The organism is Photobacterium sp. HL06 (assembly GCF_059552575.1).
Genome location: NZ_CM183915.1, coordinates 1,260,281 through 1,277,125, shown reverse-complemented (window position 1 = coordinate 1,277,125; position 16,845 = coordinate 1,260,281). Strand labels below are relative to the sequence as shown.

Annotated in this window: 14 protein-coding genes; 10 read left to right on the top strand and 4 right to left on the bottom strand. The window is 47.1% G+C overall.

The window, feature by feature from the left end; translation table 11 throughout:
- Positions 1-91 precede the first annotated feature (91 nt).
- Positions 92-1,219: a right-handed parallel beta-helix repeat-containing protein gene (locus AC51G0_RS23830; protein WP_496304139.1), complete on the top strand. Its 1,128-nt coding sequence runs from the start codon at positions 92-94 to the stop codon at positions 1,217-1,219.
- Positions 1,220-1,319: 100 nt separating this feature from the next.
- Here the strand turns inward: AC51G0_RS23830 and AC51G0_RS23825 are convergent, their stop codons facing one another.
- Both AC51G0_RS23825 and AC51G0_RS23820 read right to left on the bottom strand, forming a co-directional pair.
- On the bottom strand, positions 1,320-1,745 hold the full coding sequence (locus tag AC51G0_RS23825; protein WP_496304138.1) for a GNAT family N-acetyltransferase: 426 nt from the start codon (positions 1,743-1,745) through the stop codon (positions 1,320-1,322).
- 73 nt (positions 1,746-1,818) lie between these two features.
- Positions 1,819-2,724, bottom strand: coding sequence for a LysR family transcriptional regulator (locus AC51G0_RS23820; protein WP_496304137.1), 906 nt, complete (start codon positions 2,722-2,724; stop codon positions 1,819-1,821).
- Positions 2,725-2,881: 157 nt separating this feature from the next.
- Here AC51G0_RS23820 and AC51G0_RS23815 point away from each other — a divergent pair, with 157 nt between their 5' ends.
- The 6 genes from AC51G0_RS23815 (at position 2,882) to AC51G0_RS23790 (ending at position 7,678) form a co-directional block, all read left to right on the top strand.
- Positions 2,882-3,331 (top strand): DoxX family protein, encoded by a 450-nt coding sequence (locus AC51G0_RS23815; protein ID WP_496304136.1) that lies wholly within the window; start codon positions 2,882-2,884, stop codon positions 3,329-3,331.
- A gap of 33 nt (positions 3,332-3,364) precedes the next feature.
- Positions 3,365-4,060: a pirin family protein gene (locus tag AC51G0_RS23810; RefSeq protein WP_496304135.1), complete on the top strand. Its 696-nt coding sequence runs from the start codon at positions 3,365-3,367 to the stop codon at positions 4,058-4,060.
- 141 nt (positions 4,061-4,201) lie between these two features.
- Positions 4,202-4,735, top strand: coding sequence for an NADPH-dependent FMN reductase (locus AC51G0_RS23805; RefSeq protein ID WP_496304134.1), 534 nt, complete (start codon positions 4,202-4,204; stop codon positions 4,733-4,735).
- A 212-nt stretch (positions 4,736-4,947) separates the two neighbouring features.
- Positions 4,948-5,490 carry a PepSY domain-containing protein gene (locus tag AC51G0_RS23800; RefSeq protein ID WP_496304133.1) on the top strand — a complete coding sequence of 181 codons (543 nt, stop codon included), beginning with the start codon at positions 4,948-4,950 and terminating at the stop codon, positions 5,488-5,490.
- Positions 5,491-5,621: 131 nt separating this feature from the next.
- Positions 5,622-6,308, top strand: a complete 687-nt coding sequence (locus tag AC51G0_RS23795) for a response regulator transcription factor (protein WP_496304132.1) — start codon at positions 5,622-5,624, stop codon at positions 6,306-6,308.
- Positions 6,308-7,678, top strand: coding sequence for a sensor histidine kinase (locus AC51G0_RS23790; protein ID WP_496304131.1), 1,371 nt, complete (start codon positions 6,308-6,310; stop codon positions 7,676-7,678). The genes AC51G0_RS23795 and AC51G0_RS23790 overlap by 1 nt, the downstream gene beginning before the upstream one ends.
- A 115-nt stretch (positions 7,679-7,793) precedes the next feature.
- On the opposite strand, the gene AC51G0_RS23785 is transcribed toward AC51G0_RS23790, so the two are convergent.
- Entirely contained in the window at positions 7,794-8,660 is an 867-nt protein-coding gene (locus AC51G0_RS23785; protein ID WP_496304130.1) for a hypothetical protein, read from the bottom strand.
- A gap of 780 nt (positions 8,661-9,440) precedes the next feature.
- Between AC51G0_RS23785 and glgC the strand changes: the two genes are divergently transcribed.
- From glgC to glgB, 3 genes are all read left to right on the top strand, one after another.
- On the top strand, positions 9,441-10,658 hold the full coding sequence (gene glgC, locus AC51G0_RS23780) for a glucose-1-phosphate adenylyltransferase (RefSeq protein WP_496304129.1): 1,218 nt from the start codon (positions 9,441-9,443) through the stop codon (positions 10,656-10,658).
- Positions 10,659-10,662: 4 nt separating this feature from the next.
- Positions 10,663-12,189 (top strand): glycogen synthase GlgA, encoded by a 1,527-nt coding sequence (gene glgA / locus AC51G0_RS23775; RefSeq protein ID WP_496304190.1) that lies wholly within the window; start codon positions 10,663-10,665, stop codon positions 12,187-12,189.
- Between the two features lie 160 nt (positions 12,190-12,349).
- A complete protein-coding gene (gene glgB / locus AC51G0_RS23770; protein WP_496304128.1) occupies positions 12,350-14,533 on the top strand; it encodes a 1,4-alpha-glucan branching protein GlgB in 2,184 nt (727 codons plus the stop codon).
- A gap of 281 nt (positions 14,534-14,814) precedes the next feature.
- Here the strand turns inward: glgB and AC51G0_RS23765 are convergent, their stop codons facing one another.
- Complete coding sequence (locus AC51G0_RS23765) at positions 14,815-16,662, bottom strand: M3 family metallopeptidase (RefSeq protein ID WP_496304127.1); 1,848 nt, start codon at positions 16,660-16,662, stop codon at positions 14,815-14,817.
- Between the last annotated feature and the right edge of the window lie 183 nt (positions 16,663-16,845).

The window sequence follows — 16,845 nt, the reverse complement described above, 5'->3', positions numbered from 1 at the left end:
TGTCCCTAGAAAGATGACACCAGCCTGACAAATTGTGGTGTTTTTTTGTTCACACTATCTGGCAATATAAGCAGCAAACCTTTACATTACAATGAAAAATCAACAAGTTAAGTTTAAGGCAAGCACACTGGCATGTTTGTTATTCCTTACCGCCTGTAACGGCACTGAAACAACCACTTCGGCAGCAACAGAACAACCTGGCACTTCACCAAGCACCCCAACTGGAGGGAGCCCCAATAATCCGGCCGACCCCATACCTGAAAAGCCCACCATTCCAGTTCCCCCGGTTGATGACTCGGTGATCGTTGTTGACGGACAAAGCTATACCGACATCAGTGAAGCCCAAAATGCGATAAAAAATAACAGCCTGGTCCAGTTCGGCAGCGGCATTTACACCCAGGGGATGACCATCAGCCAAGATAACGTAACAATCGTTGGTAGCGACGGCACCCATTTCAAAGGCGCCCAGGTTCAAGGCAAGGCGACATTTGTGGTCTCGGGCGATAATGTCACCATGGATAATATTGAATGCAGCGAGGTCAGCGTACCGGACCAAAATGGTGCCTGCGTCAGGCAGGAAGGCAAAGACTTACGACTAACCGACGTCTATTTTCATGACAGTGAACAAGGGGTCTTATCAAATTCGGAAAGCGGCAGCCTTACTATTGAATACAGTACCTTCGAGCGGCTAGGCAAAGCTGGCTACGCCCACGCAGTCTATTGCAATAACGACCACCTTGAGATCCGCTACAGCAAGTTTTATAGCTCGAAGGATCAAGGCCATGAAATTAAGTCCCGAGCGAAGGAAACATTAATTGAATACAGTGAAATCGCTTCACTGGATAGCGTAGACAGTCGGCTGGTTGATATTTCCAATGGTGGCAAGCTCACCATCAGAAACAGCCTTCTCGAGCAAGGACCGAATACCTCTAACAGCCAGTTGATCGGGTTTGGCCTGGAAGGGATCGATCAAGCCGTTTCCCAATCTGTCGAATTAACCAACAACATCGTGTTATTGGAAAGACAGAGTGGCAATGTGCTATTGGGCCTGCCCTCTGACAGTTCCTCTATTCAAATATCAATTACAGGCAATGATATTATCGGCGACAAGTTCAATGATAAAGACAAGCATAATATCGAGCAGAATAATAATTTATATAACAGCCGTTCTGACTATGGACTAGGAGCATACCCCGAGCTACCCAGTATCGGCCTCTAAGTCAGAAGGCTAGCCATTTGTTATGCTGTTCGCTATATCTGTAATCGACAGCGACGTTATGATAATTGAACTCACTATCACAACGTCGCTCTGAGGAGACTTAAAGCTTGAAATGCATAAGGTAATACTGGCCATCTGCCCCTTCTCCCTCAGAGACAACCTGCCAGCCTTTTGATAGGTAAAATGCTTTCGCATCCTTATTAGGCGCACTGCACTTTAAGCTTGCAGGCCTACCAATTTCATCCAGGCAGGCTTCAAGCAAGGCTGTGCCAACCCCGCAACCAGTACTGTCGGGAGCAACAAAGAAAGCATGAATAAAGTTATCCGGCTCCCACACCGAAATAAACCCGGTAACCTTAGCGTTTTGTTCGGCAACCCAAATCACCTCTCCCTCGGTATCACGATCAAAATCATCCAAACTCAGTGATGACGGCTCCATCCACCAAAACGCTTTACGTCGTGAGGCCAGGTAAATATCACGTAAAGCAACCCTATCTTGTTCAGTAAACTTTCTAACTTTAATCATTGATAGCCTATATGTTCAATCCATTACATCTATGCAGCCTTAGCACCCGACTAAAGCGATAACGTTCGATAGTTCAATACACCCACTTCACCTGACAGATAGCCTGGCTAAACCACCCTAATGCCTTGCCATTGCTTTCTTTCGACCAAGCCACATACAACGGCTGGTTTGGCCGTGGCACAGCGCAGGCTTTTTCAACCAGCTCACCGCTAGCAAGATAAGGCTGCGCCATATGCCGAGGGATAAAGCCGACACCTATCCCCAGCCGCTGAGCATTGATTTTGGCGGCCATGCTATTGACCCTGATCAGCTGCTTATTATCAAAAACGCCACTCGAGCGGCCAGGCAAGGTTTGCGATGAATCTGCCACGACAATAAGCGGATAGTCACGAATTTGCGTGCCATCAATGGGGGCGTCAACCGTCGCCAAAGGGTGATCAGGGGCAACCGCAAAAATAAATTCGATCTCGCCAATACTGCGTACCTCAAACAACCCCTTGGGTAGCTCACCGGAGGCCCCGATAACAATATCGGCCCGCTGGGTGTGCAGGGCATCCCAGCCCCCGCCTAGCGCTTCTTCCAGTATCGATACCTCAACATTTTTGTCCAATGCGATGAACTCTTTCACCAACTCCAGCAACGGCAGCTCAGGGATAATAGTATCCCGGGCAATACACAACTGGGTTTCCCAGCCAGAATCGAGCTGTTTGACAGCCTCTTCCAGGCGGCTGGCTGCCAATAGGATCTCCCGCCCCTGCTCCAGGACCAACAGTCCCGCCGGTGTCAGCCGTGCCCGTTGCTTCGAGCGGTCAAACAGCGGGATCCCCAAGTCCGATTCCAGTTTTTGCATGGTGTAGGTCAGCGCCGACGGCACCTTATACAAGGCCTCGGCAGCCGCAGCAAAGCTGCCTTTGCTATTAATGGCATCCAGCACCCGCAGGGCGTCGAGCGTAATCGAATGATGAGCAGTTCCTAGCATGCCTTTCCTTTGTTCAAAATATTTGAAGTTAATAGTCAAAACGTTCCGATTTTTTCTTCATCTTAGCTCACCTACACTGCTTATCAACCGCTAAGGAGAGAGCTATAGCTCACTTCAAACAGTAAAAGTAACATTTAAATTTTTTGAGGTAATCACCATGAACAAGCAAACACTATCAAACCTTCTGGCCAGCAAAGCTGGACTTGGCGCCCTAAGCCTTCGCATTCCAGTCGGGATCATTTTTATGGCCCACGGCGCACAAAAACTATTTGGCTGGTTCGGCGGCTACGGCCTGGAAGGCACCGGACAATGGATGGCCTCTATTGGTTTAGAGCCTGGCATGCTAATGGCTTTGATGGCAGGTAGCGCCGAATTCTTCGGTGGGCTGTTTATCCTCATCGGCTTGCTAACCCGCCCAGCGGCACTGGCGCTAGCAGGTACCATGGTTGTCGCTATTGCATCGGTTCACCTGTCAAACGGACTCTTTATGGCCAACAACGGCTATGAATTCGGCCTTGCCCTGTTAGCCACCTCGGTTTCACTGATGTTCTCCGGTGCGGGTAAACTCTCTGCCGATGCCTTGCTAGCCCAAAAACTGTCGAGCTAAAGACTGACCAACCCTAGTACCAAGGAGCACCCTATGATTGAAATCAGAAAAGCCACCGAGAGAGGCCGCGCCTCTTTCGGCTGGCTCGACAGCCAGCACACCTTTTCATTCGGCCACTATTACGATCCGAAACAGATGGGCTTTTCCGCGCTGAGAGTGATCAACGATGACATCGTCAAACCCGGAGCGGGTTTCGATACCCACGGCCATAAAGACATGGAGATCATCAGCCTGGTACTGGAAGGAAGGATCGCCCATAAAGACAGCGAAGGTCATGTGCAAGAACTACCGGCCGGCGAGTTCCAGTTGATGTCGGCAGGCTGGGGGATCACCCACAGCGAGTACAATGCCTCCAACACTGACAACTTGCGTTTTCTGCAAATCTGGATCCAGCCTAATCGCTTTGGCGGGAAACCTGGCTACCAGCAGAAGCCGTTTGATACCAAGCAGGGGCTCACTGCAATTGCAACGCCAAACGGCAGCAACGGTACGCTGCAGATCAAACAAGATGCGATCCTCAGCCAGTTGAATTTGGCTCCGGGAACAGAGGAAAACTATAGAGCGACGTCAGAGCGCCATGTTTATGTCCATATTATCAGCGGCCAGCTCACTATTGACGGAATAACACTAGCACCGGGCGATGGTGCCAAGATCAGCAAGCTATCAACCATAACGCTGAACAACAACGGGGAGGAACCTGCCAGGGCACTGATTTTCGATTTGCCATAATGTGATTCCAGAACCATGTATTGCCATCAGCCCCATTCCCAGGGGCGAATGGCTAGGAGCTGCTAAACTCTAGGATGTTGAATTCCCATCAAAAGCATGGCTCACAAGCCTTGGCGCTTAATTCAGACCTGGAGAGTAAGCATGAAAATTATTGCTTTTGCTGCAAGTACCCACACAAAATCAATCAATAAACAGCTGGTCAACTATGCCTGTCAGCTGCTGGATAAAGTCAATGTTGAAGTGCTGGATCTCAACGATTACGAATTGCCACTATACAGCCAGGACAAAGAAGCAGAGCTTGGCCACCCCCAGCTCGCCAAAGATTTTCTCGCCAAGCTCGGAGAAAGTGACGGTATTATCATTTCATTCGCCGAGCATAACGGTTCATATTCCGTTGCCTACAAGAACATCTTTGACTGGTGCTCACGCATCGAACCTAAAGTATTCCAAAACAAACCAATGGTATTGCTATCAACATCACCCGGCTCGATGGGTGGTGCCAGCGTGTTGGCAGCGGCTGTCAATTCCGCCCCCTACTTCGACGGTGTCGTCAAGGCCAGCCTGTCTATCCCCAGCTTTTATGATAATTTCGATGTCGACAAACAAGCGCTGACCCACGAAGAACTCAACGAGCAGTTCAAAGATGCCGTCAGCCATTTAAACCATTTAAAATAAATATCTACATCAAATTGTTATCGTAGCTTCCAAGCTAAGCACGACAGTTAATCGCTGTGCTTAGCTCCCCCCTCAACCGACCTAGAACCGCCATCATTACATCTATCCCCATCAGCATACATGAACAATTTGTCATCTTCCGTATAGAGACTGGTTAACTCTACTGCCTATTCTCACTCCTCGACAACACAGACACCACTAGGAGTATCGAGATGAAGAAGACCCCAATCATTACCGCTTGCCTAATGAGCGTATTAGTATTCTCTTCCAGCCTGCTGGCACAAGAAAGCTCAGATGACAACCTGATCAGCGCCGAAGCAGCTTTAGAAAAAGCCATTCAGGCTCAACCCGCCACTTACACCACCATAGAGCTACTTCCGGGCAAAGACAGCCGGATGCTATACCTTGCCGAAGGCGAGAAAGACGGACGCCCAGTGCTCACTGTAGTTGACGCCAGCACTGGCAAAGAGCTCTCCCCAGCCATGAAGGACGGCGATAAAAGCCTAACTGAAGCGATCCAGGCTGCCGGAAATGCTTTTAGCGGAAAGGTAATCAGTGCATCCAAAGAGTTTATGCCTTATTACGAAACCATCTACACCGTCGTGATTGAACAAGATGCACAAGAGCTGATGATCTTACTTGATCCCAACACATTACAAGTCATCGAGGTTGAAACAATAGATGACAGTATGGAAGAGTCGGATTTCGACTCATCGGCTGCTTTCTTTGAGCAGCATCCGGGTGATGATTGGTAAGCACCATGATAATATCCGGAGCAATTCAGCCAGCGTATATAATCACCGGGTAGCCCTACGCGGATAATCGCTAAATCAATTCGTTACCCCACAAATAGATACGGCTGATTAACTGGGAGTAGTGAGGAAACATGAAAATACTCGTCGTTGAAGACAACACAGAACAAGCTCAGTTTATCAGCCAGAGCCTAAATGCTGCCGGCCATCAGACCGACCTCGCCAGTGATGGTCAGGCCGGCCTGCTTTGTGCACTCCAAACTGACTATGATCTGATCATCACAGACCGCATGATGCCGAAGATGGATGGCCTCAAGATGCTCAAAGCACTGCGTGCATCCGGAAACCAGACTCCGACACTGATCCTCAGTGCCTTAGATAGTGTTGACGAACGCGTAAAAGGCCTACGCAGCGGTGGAGACGACTACCTAATAAAGCCGTTTGCCTTTAGTGAACTCCTTGCCCGAGCTGAAATCCTGGCCCGCCGGGCGCCTGCGGCAGACATTGCCGAAGAAACCCATATCCATACCCTGGACACACTGACGCTGGATTTGCTATCGCGCAAAGCCAAACGGGGGGACATGCCTATTCAGCTTAACAACCGTGAGTTTCAGATCCTCGAGTATTTTATGGCTAACCCGGGACGCGTGATCACCCGGACCATGTTGCTAGAACGCGTCTGGAGTCATCACTTCGATCCGCAAACCAATGTCATTGACGTTCACATCAGCCGTTTGCGCAAAAAAATCGACCTTGAGGACCAGACACCTCTGCTCCATACCATTCGTGGAGCTGGGTATGTACTGGAGGTCAGGCCGTAATGTGGTTACAAGATCCGTTTCGTCGCTTTCTAATTATCTACGGGGGGCTGATCACGATTGCGATCAGCCTGCTGTTGATCACGAAACAAAATATGAACGACTGGTTCCTGGAGCAAAGCGCGCAGCCTTTGCTTGAGGCAGAAGCGGTACTAGTGGAACAGCTCTGGGATGAGGAAGGGTCGAAAAATGCGAGAATAATACTGGCTGAAGAGAGCTCCTCGCTATTCCAATACCACTTTAAGCCTGTTATCACCGAGCAGATGTTGCCGGAAGAAATAATGATGGAGCCGGAACAAATTGCAGCCGACATGGACTATATCGACGAAGATTATAGCTATTTTTCTTTTGAAACAGGCCAAGGAGACAGCCTTGAAAGCTTCGTCGCACTGGAAACCTATCTGCCTGATGGCGAAAACTGGCAACCGCTGGTGATTGCTGTCAATACCAACTATTTCCGTGACCAACTCTTATCCTTCAACACACTAATCTACACCATTGGCGGGATCTTACTGCTGGGTTTTGCTATTGCCTGGGCCATGGTACAGCGGATCAAAACGCACCTCACCGATATCAACCGCACCAGCAAGCGAATCCAGAGCGTCGGGGACCTAAGCACCCGAATCCCAATCGATAATTTGGCTGGACCACTTGCTGACACTATCACCCAAATCAATCAAATGCTTGCCACCATCGCGACTACGGTTGATCAAACCAAGCAGCAAGCCAACAATATTGCCCATGATTTGCGTACTCCCCTGACCGTTGTATATCAAAGGGTACAACAAGCCTCGCGAGAAAACCCCGGGCTGTCGGATCTTGAGGGATTGCTCGGCCGACTATTGCAGACATTTAACCTGTTGCTTCGGATCAACCGCCTGGAATCAAATGGTGAAACACCGCAGCTTGAACCGATAGAGCTACGTACCTTGGTTGACGATGTGGCAGAGCTCTACCTGCCAGCGCTGGAAGACCAGCAGCAACGGCTGCACATTGACATTTCCGACCAGAAAAAAGTGATCGGAAATAGCGATTTGCTGTTTCAGGTACTTTGCAACTTACTTGATAATGCGGGCAAATATAGCCCGCCACAGAGCACGATTCTGATCAAATCTAAGCTGAACACCAATGTCGTTAGCCTGACCATCTGCGATCAAGGTGGTGGTGTTGACGATAGCGCACTGCCTCAGCTGTGCGAGAAGTTCTATCGTCTCGACAGCAGCCGCCACCATTGCGGTAACGGGCTGGGATTGAGCTTTGTCAAAGCTGCCATCGAACGAATGCAGGGATATATCGACATTGAAAACTGCTGCACCCAGGGCCGCCCGGGACTGGCAGTCAGCATCAGCCTCCCCGTGTCAGATCTGGGTTAAGCCATGTATCAATTATCGGCCGTATCTCGATACCATTATTGAGATACTTCAATTACCGCAACTCGACGAGAAGTAACTTCTCGATCCAATCACAAACAACACACTGATTTGTTCATCAGCGCTCTGCCAGCCAAGTCTCCAATGCGCTGCCAATACCATGCTCTGCAATATAATTCAGGATCATCTCCTGTTCATTGGCTAATCGCTGTGGGTCCACAATTGCCGTAACGTCTGTCTGCCTTTCTGCCAGTCGCAACCTATCATGCTCTAGTGTGATTGATGTGATATGGCCAGAATCATGGACCAGCTCGCAACGGCTACCATCAAGAGGTTGGTAGTGCCAATACTGGCGCCATGGGTTATCTTTGGACTCGGGTAAGGTATGTCCATGCCATATTCCACTGAATTGAGCTAATGCAAGTCTTGAAGAGTCGGTATCAGTATCCGGATCCGAATACTCACCTCCCCAGTGAAACTCAACAAACTCCATCACGATCAGCAGTTGCTGCCTATTTAATGCAGCTAGCTCTATTAGCGGGCGGAGTTTCTCCAGTGTTTCGGGGTCGACCACAGAAGTCCGGTTATCCCAGATTTGTTCATCGACACCGAAGATCGGATCATGGAGGCAGACAGAGACGAAACTCTTTATTTCACTCAGGTCAAAGTTGGTTCGATTTCTGTGGGCAACACAAGCGATTTTCCACGCTTCTCTGGATAACATTGGCCAGTTAGCCTGCCGCAGCCACAGGTACCGTTCGGCCAGTCGATTGAGCTTCAAAGAAGGAGACAGTTCTAAGTTGTCAACACTGTCAACAGGCTCAGGATCGTTTTGAATTTCGGTGGTCGTCCGGGTTTTGATTGTTACCTTGGGAGCGGGATCCTGGCGATTGGTGGCGTATCTACTGGTCGAGCGCAGATACTGCTGAATGGGTTTTTCAAAAATAATCTCGATACTAGGGCTTTCTGTAAAAAGGCTACGCATACTTTACTCCTACCATAGGTTCAACCGCTGTATACGTTCATCGGCAGTCTGAGTAAGCCAATCTATATATAGATTAGCAAACAGGAGCACGACATTGTGACTCTTTGTATTGATGGCAAAGTTGTCCCGTGATTTGATAGATTCCCTGCCATATTAAACGCTGCCATTTGTGACTTGCACAATTGCACTATTTGAGGAAAGTAGAACCATTTCAATTAAAGTTACTATTCTATTTATCATAAAACCCTCTACTTACTGATATAAAAATCAGTTAAAAATATAGATTAACCAATAGCTAAAGGCTAATGGGCATCTCAATTATTACTTGCAAGCTCATCAGCCTCATGAATATTTTTGATCGTTGTCACATGATCGAACGAGATATTTCAACGGACATAAAAAGATATGAATAACGGTCTTTTAAATAAGATGGGATGTGAATTGTTCCTATTCACTAGCAGAGGTCAAATTATACGAGGGTAGACGGCTGGCTATCTTTACGACTATGGAGCCAACTATCAATCGATTCTATTAAAGGCTTGATTTTAATTGTTAATTAGGAGTGTTCGGCCACTTCAGTATAACTTTGCGACAGAGCACCCTATATTTCTATACAATTTTCTGCAATAATTAATGGGAACGATCCCATGGAGGGGTTGATTGTATTAATGTGAATTATGTTCTTTCGAAGCGTCCATAAGGGAAAGTCCCTTGTGAAATATGGCAAGGAATAACACTTATGGAACATGTATATACTAAAATAATATGAGGAGGCATAGGATGTCTGGCGTTTTAGGAATGATACTGGCTGGCGGCGAGGGTTCTAGATTGCGTCCCTTGACGGATAAACGTAGTAAACCCGCAGTCCCATTTGGGGGGAGTTACCGGCTTATCGATTTTGCACTAAACAACTTTGTTAATGCTGATCTTCTGAAGATATATGTACTGACTCAATTCAAGTCTCAGTCATTGTATGTCCATATGAAAAAGGGTTGGAACCTTTCTGGTATCACTGACCGTTTTATTGACCCTATCCCAGCGCAGATGCGTATGGGCAAGCGTTGGTATGATGGAACAGCTGATGCTATTTATCAAAACATTGGTTTTATTGAACTGGCTGATCCAGACCAAGTATGTATATTTGGTAGCGATCACATCTATAAAATGGATGTGAAACAAATGCTGGATTTCCATCAAGAAAAAGGGGCTGAACTGACAGTTTCTGCATTGCGTATGCCTCTTAACGAAGCCAGTGCCTTTGGTGTTATTGAAGTTGATGAAAAAGGCTGCATGATTGGTTTTGAAGAAAAGCCAGCTAAACCGAAATCTATCCCGGGTGACCCTAACCATGCATTGGTTTCAATGGGTAATTATATTTTCGAAACAGATACTTTGTGCGCCGAATTGAAAGAAGATGCGGCTAACGAAAATTCCAGCCATGACTTTGGCAAAGACATTATTCCTAAGTTATTTCCGCAGGGAAAAGTGTATGTTTATGACTTCAATTCAAACACTATCCCTGGTGAAAAAAACACTGGATATTGGCGTGATGTAGGTACCATCGAAGCGTACTGGCAAGCACATATGGATTTGCTTTCGGAAGATGCCCCTTTTTCATTGTATAACCGCCAATGGCAGCTACATACTTATTATCCACCATTACCACCGGCGACCATTTTAGATGCTGAAAATTGTAAGGTAGAAATTAATAATTGCATGATTTCTGCGGGTAGTTATATTCGAGGCGCTAGTATTCATCAATCGGTACTGGGCTTTCGCACCAACGTTGATCACAACAGCACGGTTTCTGAATCTGTCATTTTAGGTGATGTAAAAATAGGTGCAAACTGCATAATTCGTCGTGCAATTATCGATAAAGATGTGCTGATTGCCCCAGGTACAGTGATTGGTGATAACCTTGAAGAAGATAAAAAGAAATATTACGTATCTGACGACGGAGTTGTCGTGATCCCGAAAGGAGCGAAAATTGGCTACTAAGAAGTTGGCTACTAAAAAGAAAGCAGTGCCAACAGAGCCACTGAAGATTTTATTTGTTTCATCTGAAGTCGAGGGGCTGGTGAAAACTGGCGGCCTCGCCGATGTGGCAAAATCTTTGCCGGCCGCTTTAAAGCAGATGGGGCACGATGTTCGAATTGTCATACCGTTTTACAAGACCATAATAGGTCGTGAACAGGCGGTTTCGTTACTCTCGACAAAACTATACGTTGAACCGCAACCTACAGCCGTTGATTATCAGGTAATGCAGTTAACAAGTGGCGATGTACCCGTTTATGCGCTAGATGCACCACAGTACTTTGATCGTCCTGAACTGTATGCCGAAAATAACAAGGCATACCCAGACAATGGTGAACGTTTTTCCTTTTTGAGCGCGGCTGCGCTGGACATGTGTGAGAAAGTCGGTTTTCAGCCAGACATTATTCACTGTAATGACTGGCATACTGGCCTGGTGCCTTTCTTACTGAAAACTCGTTATGCTCAGAGTGACTTTTTTGCTGGTACGAAGAGTGTGATCACTATCCATAATGCGGTATTTAAAGGTAATTTCAATTACGAACAATACCGTTTGATCCCTGAATTGATTCAACACCGTTACATTAATATTGAAATAGATCCCTCTCATATCAGTATGCTAAAAGCGGGGGTTGCTTATGCTGATAAAGTCAATGCGGTGAGTCCTAATTATGCCTCAGAATTACTGACTCACCTGGGCTCACACGGGATGGATGTTGACTTTCAAAACCGAATCAGTGATTTATATGGCATTGTGAATGGCTGTGATTATGGCGATTGGAATTCGGAAACCGATCCTTATATCAAGCAAAAATTCAAAGCGAATAAGATTAGTCTGGCTCGGGGTAAAAAGGCCTGCAAAAAAGATTTGCAGCAGCAGGTAGGTTTGCCGGTTGTTGATATTCCAATGTATGGCATGGTGTGTCGCTTAACCGAGCAAAAAGGCATACATTATCTGATCCCGATTTTAAAAGACTTCCTGGTTAATGAGGTTCAGGTAGTTATTGTTGGAACCGGCGATCCGACATTGGCATCGGCATTGCGTCATATTAGCGAAACGCATAAAGATAAATTCGCATTTGTTGAGGCATACAGCAATCCATTGGCTCACTGTATTACAGCCGGGGCTGACTTTTTTATGATGCCTTCTGAATTTGAGCCTTGCGGCCTGAATCAAATGTACAGCTTGGCGTACGGTACATTGCCTATTGTTCGCGGGGTTGGCGGATTAATTGATACCGTCATAGATTATGACGAAAAACCTCAAATCGCGACCGGGTTTATATTTAACGATCCAACGCCAGAGGCTCTATTGATAAAATTGCAAAGAAGTCTTCTGCTGTACGGCCAAAAACCACAGGAGTTTAAACGCTTGCAACAAAATGCAATGGTATGCCAGTTTAGCTGGCAGGAGTCGGCACAACAGTACCTTGAGATGTATCTCGATAGTTACCTGTTGCCAGGCGTTACATCGACAGAGTCAACGTCCGGTGTTTAATAACCTGCCCGAACTTCTTTAAGCCTTCATTAGAGGGCTTCTTGAAGTTCTATTGCAAGCTTTGGGTGATGTATTTGCCCATCAGGAAATTATCGATTGAACTCGACGCTCAGTAGAAGTACGAGCTATAGCTCTTCAATGATCAATAAGGAGTAATTCGTTGAATAGAAAAACGCAGGGTGAAAAGGAATACAGCCAGCTAGAAAGAGCCGCACTTTCAGACCCATTTTCATTTCTAGGGCCACAATATAATTCTGAAGAAATCTCACTTCGTGTTTGGATGCCGGGCGCTGAAAAGGTTGAGGTAGAGCTCAAAACTGGTGAACGTTTCACGATGGAACGTGAATCCGCCAGTGGTTTTATTCTTAAAGGTAAAACAGACCTGACTACGACAAATTATCAGTTACATGTTTGTTGGCCAAACGGCGAGCAATCAATTAATGATCCTTATCAGTATCATCGTATTTTGCCTTCAGATGAGGCGCTTTTCACTCCGTCACAAATGCACAATGAAATGGGTGCACAGCTCATCACACTGGAAAAAGCAGGCCAGCGGGTTTCAGGTGTTCGTTTTCTTGTTTTTGCACCCAATGCTTCTGCTGTCAGTGTTGTGGGTGAATTTAATGCCTGGGATGGCCGACGTCATCCCTTGCAACGCATGGCTCATGGCCTGTGGGGATTATTCATTCCCGGGCTGGCAGAAGGGGAGTGTTACAAGTTTGAGCTGAAAGACAGTGCTGGCAGTGGGCTGCCGCATAAAGCTGATCCATGGGGTTACCATGCCGAGCAGTACCCATCTTTCTCATCCCTAGTTTTTGATCAGGCCAAATACAAATGGCAAGACCAGGCATGGCAAACCCGGGAAGAAACACCAAAGCACCAACAGCCACTGTCTTTCTATGAACTGCATGTAGGATCATGGCGCAGGAATGAACACGGTGAATTTCTGACTTACCGGGAGCTGGCGCAAGAACTGATCCCTTATTTAACCGATATGGGGTACACCCATGTTGAATTGATGCCAGTGTCAGAGTACCCGTTTTATGGCTCTTGGGGCTATCAACCGATAGGCCTATTTGCCCCTACCAGCCGTTTTGGTTCGCCTAATGATTTAAAGCATTTTATTGATGAGTGTCATCTGGCCGGTTTGGGTGTGGTGCTTGACTGGGTGCCGGCACATTTCCCATCCGATGATCACGGGTTGGCAAACTTTGACGGTACCGCATTGTTCAATGATCCGGATCCGCGTCGTGGCTGGCACCAGGACTGGAGCAGCTATATCTACGATTATGGCCGGGATCATGTCCGCCGTTTCCTGGTGTCGAATGCGCTGTACTGGTTTGAGCATTTCCATATCGATGGCTTGCGTGTTGATGCCGTTGCCTCAATGCTCTACTACGATTATTCCCGTAAGCCCGGTGAATGGATACCCAACCAGGATGGTGGTAATGAAAACTATGATGCCATTAGCCTGCTAAAGTGGATAAATGAAGAAGTTTACCGCCACTATCCCAATGCGATGACGATTGCCGAAGAGTCTACCGCTTTCCCTGGGGTTTCCAAACCAACAACAATGGGCGGTTTAGGCTTTGGGTTCAAGTGGAATATGGGGTGGATGCACGACAGCCTTTCATACATCAAGGAAGAGCCTCTTAACCGCAAATACCACCACAATACCATCACATTTCCACTGATTTATGCATTCAGTGAAAATTTCGTCCTGTCGCTTTCTCATGATGAGGTGGTGTACGGCAAAGGGTCGTTGCTGGATAAAATGCCGGGGGATGAGTGGCAAACAACCGCTAACCTGCGTGCCTATATGGGGTATATGTACGGTCAGCCAGGTAAAAAACTGAACTTTATGGGGACCGAAATTGCTCAGAGTGCCGAATGGAGCCACGATGGCCAGCTTGAATGGCACTGGCTGCAGTATCCTCGTCATCACGGGATGCAAGCTTTAGTGCGAGATCTAAACCGGTTGTATACCAGTGTTCCGGCACTGTATGAGTTAGACTGTTCAGCGGAAGGTTTCGAATGGCGAGTGCAAGATGATGCCGATCAAAGCGTACTGGCCCATGAGCGTTTTGCGCTGAATGGCGACAAAGTGTTGGTGATCAGTAACTTTACGCCAGAACCTCGGAATGGCTATACCCTGGGTGTACCGAAGAAAGGGCAATACCGCCTTGTACTCAATACGGATGCCACCTGCTATTGGGGTAGCGGTTACCCTGTCGATGAGTACATTGAAGCAGTGGAAGAGCCAAGTCATGGCCTGGCGTATTCCATCAAGGTGAACTTACCGCCGTTATCTACCCAATTTTGGGTCATGACTCCAGCTTGTTGAACATCCTCTGCAGAACACTTACTCAATAAATGAGCTTCTGATTTTGTCAGGCTCTGTCGGCTTTGTTGCGGCACTAAAGACCACGTATCTTTAGTACTGCAACAGAGCCCATTAGAATCAAACTTTGGCCAATGGTTAAAGGCTCATAACCACCTAGATACTAATCATTTAATACCAATAAAATGCCTTGCAATTAGAAAAAAGCATATATGGTATTAGATGCGCTTTCCGTTCACATAAAATAATGGCTACCCCACAACCGTAGAATAGCCATTTATCAATTATCGGCCGTACGTCGAGACAATGTATTGTTCGAATTCACTGCACATTTCACTGTCAGAGCTAAGGTTATTGGCTAGCTGGTTAGCACCGTCGACAATGTTGATACTGGCATTTAACGGGGCAACCTCCGCTCGCGATCTGGATTGAAGTGCAGACATCTTCTTCTTCTCGATTTCCCAAGCCTGCTCTGCCGACAAGTTGCATTCATCAGCAAGGTATTTGGCGTTAAATCCCTCTCCCGTCAGGTTAACTATTGTGGCGTTATGGTTAACACTATTACCCCCATTCCAATAGTGTTTTGCCAGTAGCGAGCCGATTTTCGGGTTATCGGTCAGGTAGCCGAACTTCTCGGTAAAAAACGCTCTTGTCTGGTACACCGCCATGTTGGCCAGCAAGTAGCCTTGGTAAGCACAGGCCGCCTCATCAGACAATAGGTGCGGAATAGCCATGAGCGGACGTGGGCTGCACGCCAGACCAAGAATTTGTTTCTCTGTTGCCCTTGCCAAAGCTGTCACCGTTTCCGCACTCAGTGCATCATCACTCAGTTGGTACAGTGCTCGTTCAAAGTAAGGCACAACCAAAATGCTTCTTTCGCCATAAGCCCTGAAGGGCTGTTTACTGTCAATCATCGATTTAATGATTTCATCCGGCACGGTATTGCCATTGGCATCGAGTGCGTACTGCTTCAGCCAATCAGCGTCGTTAAGCAAACTGTCACAAAACATCGACTGAGTTTCTGCATACGCCATCGACGTCGGGGCAAATTCTTGCGAGAAACACGGCGCATTCATCTTCACATTAGAAAAATGCGCAGCGTGCCCACCTTCATGGAACAAGGTATTGATCCCGTCATACCCACTACCCACTTGATCCGGTTTGGCATTACTGGTGAAGTTCACCTTGGCAGGCACCCAGCGTCCTTGATCGTAAAACGAAGGAACCGGGCCGTGGCAGAATCCATTTTGGTATTTCCCCTTGCGATCGAGCAGGTCAAGTGTGAGCTCTGCGCCGGAAAAATCAATGTTCAGACGTCCGAACGACTCGACCCAGCGACGCAAAGACTGAGAAAATGGAACGTAAGGGTCTAAGTCACGCATTGCGTCGCCTGCAAACGAGAAAACAAAGTTATGCCCCTCTAAGGATTGGTCTCCCTTGGAATCGGCTAATTGATCTAAACTGCGTTGGTGGCTAGCTTTTGTTCTTGCTTCAAAGTCATCGAGAATCGCAAACAGCTCTGCTGTTGTCATCTGCTCGGTTTTAACGATGGAGTAGTCAAAAAAGTTGTCATAGCCGAGTGACCGGGCAAACTTGTTACGCAGTTTTACTAACTCTAAAAAACCGTTTTCAAGTAGCCATTGCTCTAAATCAAGCAGGGCCTGATGCGAAGTCTTACGAACATTTTCGTCAGTACTGGTACGAATGTTTGCGGAAAGAACTGGCAATGAACCTTCTGCCTCATTCCCCTGTTCATCCACATACTTCATCACATAGTTCTGTTTTTTCTCAAACAGATCCGCTTCGAACTTAATCAGCTCAGCTTTCAGCGTCTGTGCTTGCTCAGATTCTAATGCATGCGCCTGAAAGGTACTGAGCCAGCCGTTTAGCCCAATCAGTGTTTGTGCTTTTTCGTCAGGATCAGCAATTGAATTCGCCGCCTCTATTTGCTTTTTAAGCTCAGTAAGCTGGGAAGGCGAGCTTAAGAATGTCGTCCATTCCGTTTCTGCTTTCGCCGAACCATCATGGTCATCACTTATCCCCATATAGGTTTCCCAAAAGAAGTCCTCTTTGGTTCGATGGATAGATAAATAACGCTGGTTCAGTGAGTCAAGGTAAGTTGTAGCAGTCATTATATTCCCTATAATCGTAACAGACTGATTAATTTAAAGTATTATATTTCATCTCATGATGGTGCAGTAGTGGCAGCTCGTAATTATCCATGCGCTTTGTCGCAACACCAGCAAGAGTTCACTCCGGAGCCATTTATCAGGCTATCATCCTTGCCGCCCACACCACTTTACATTGTAAATCCA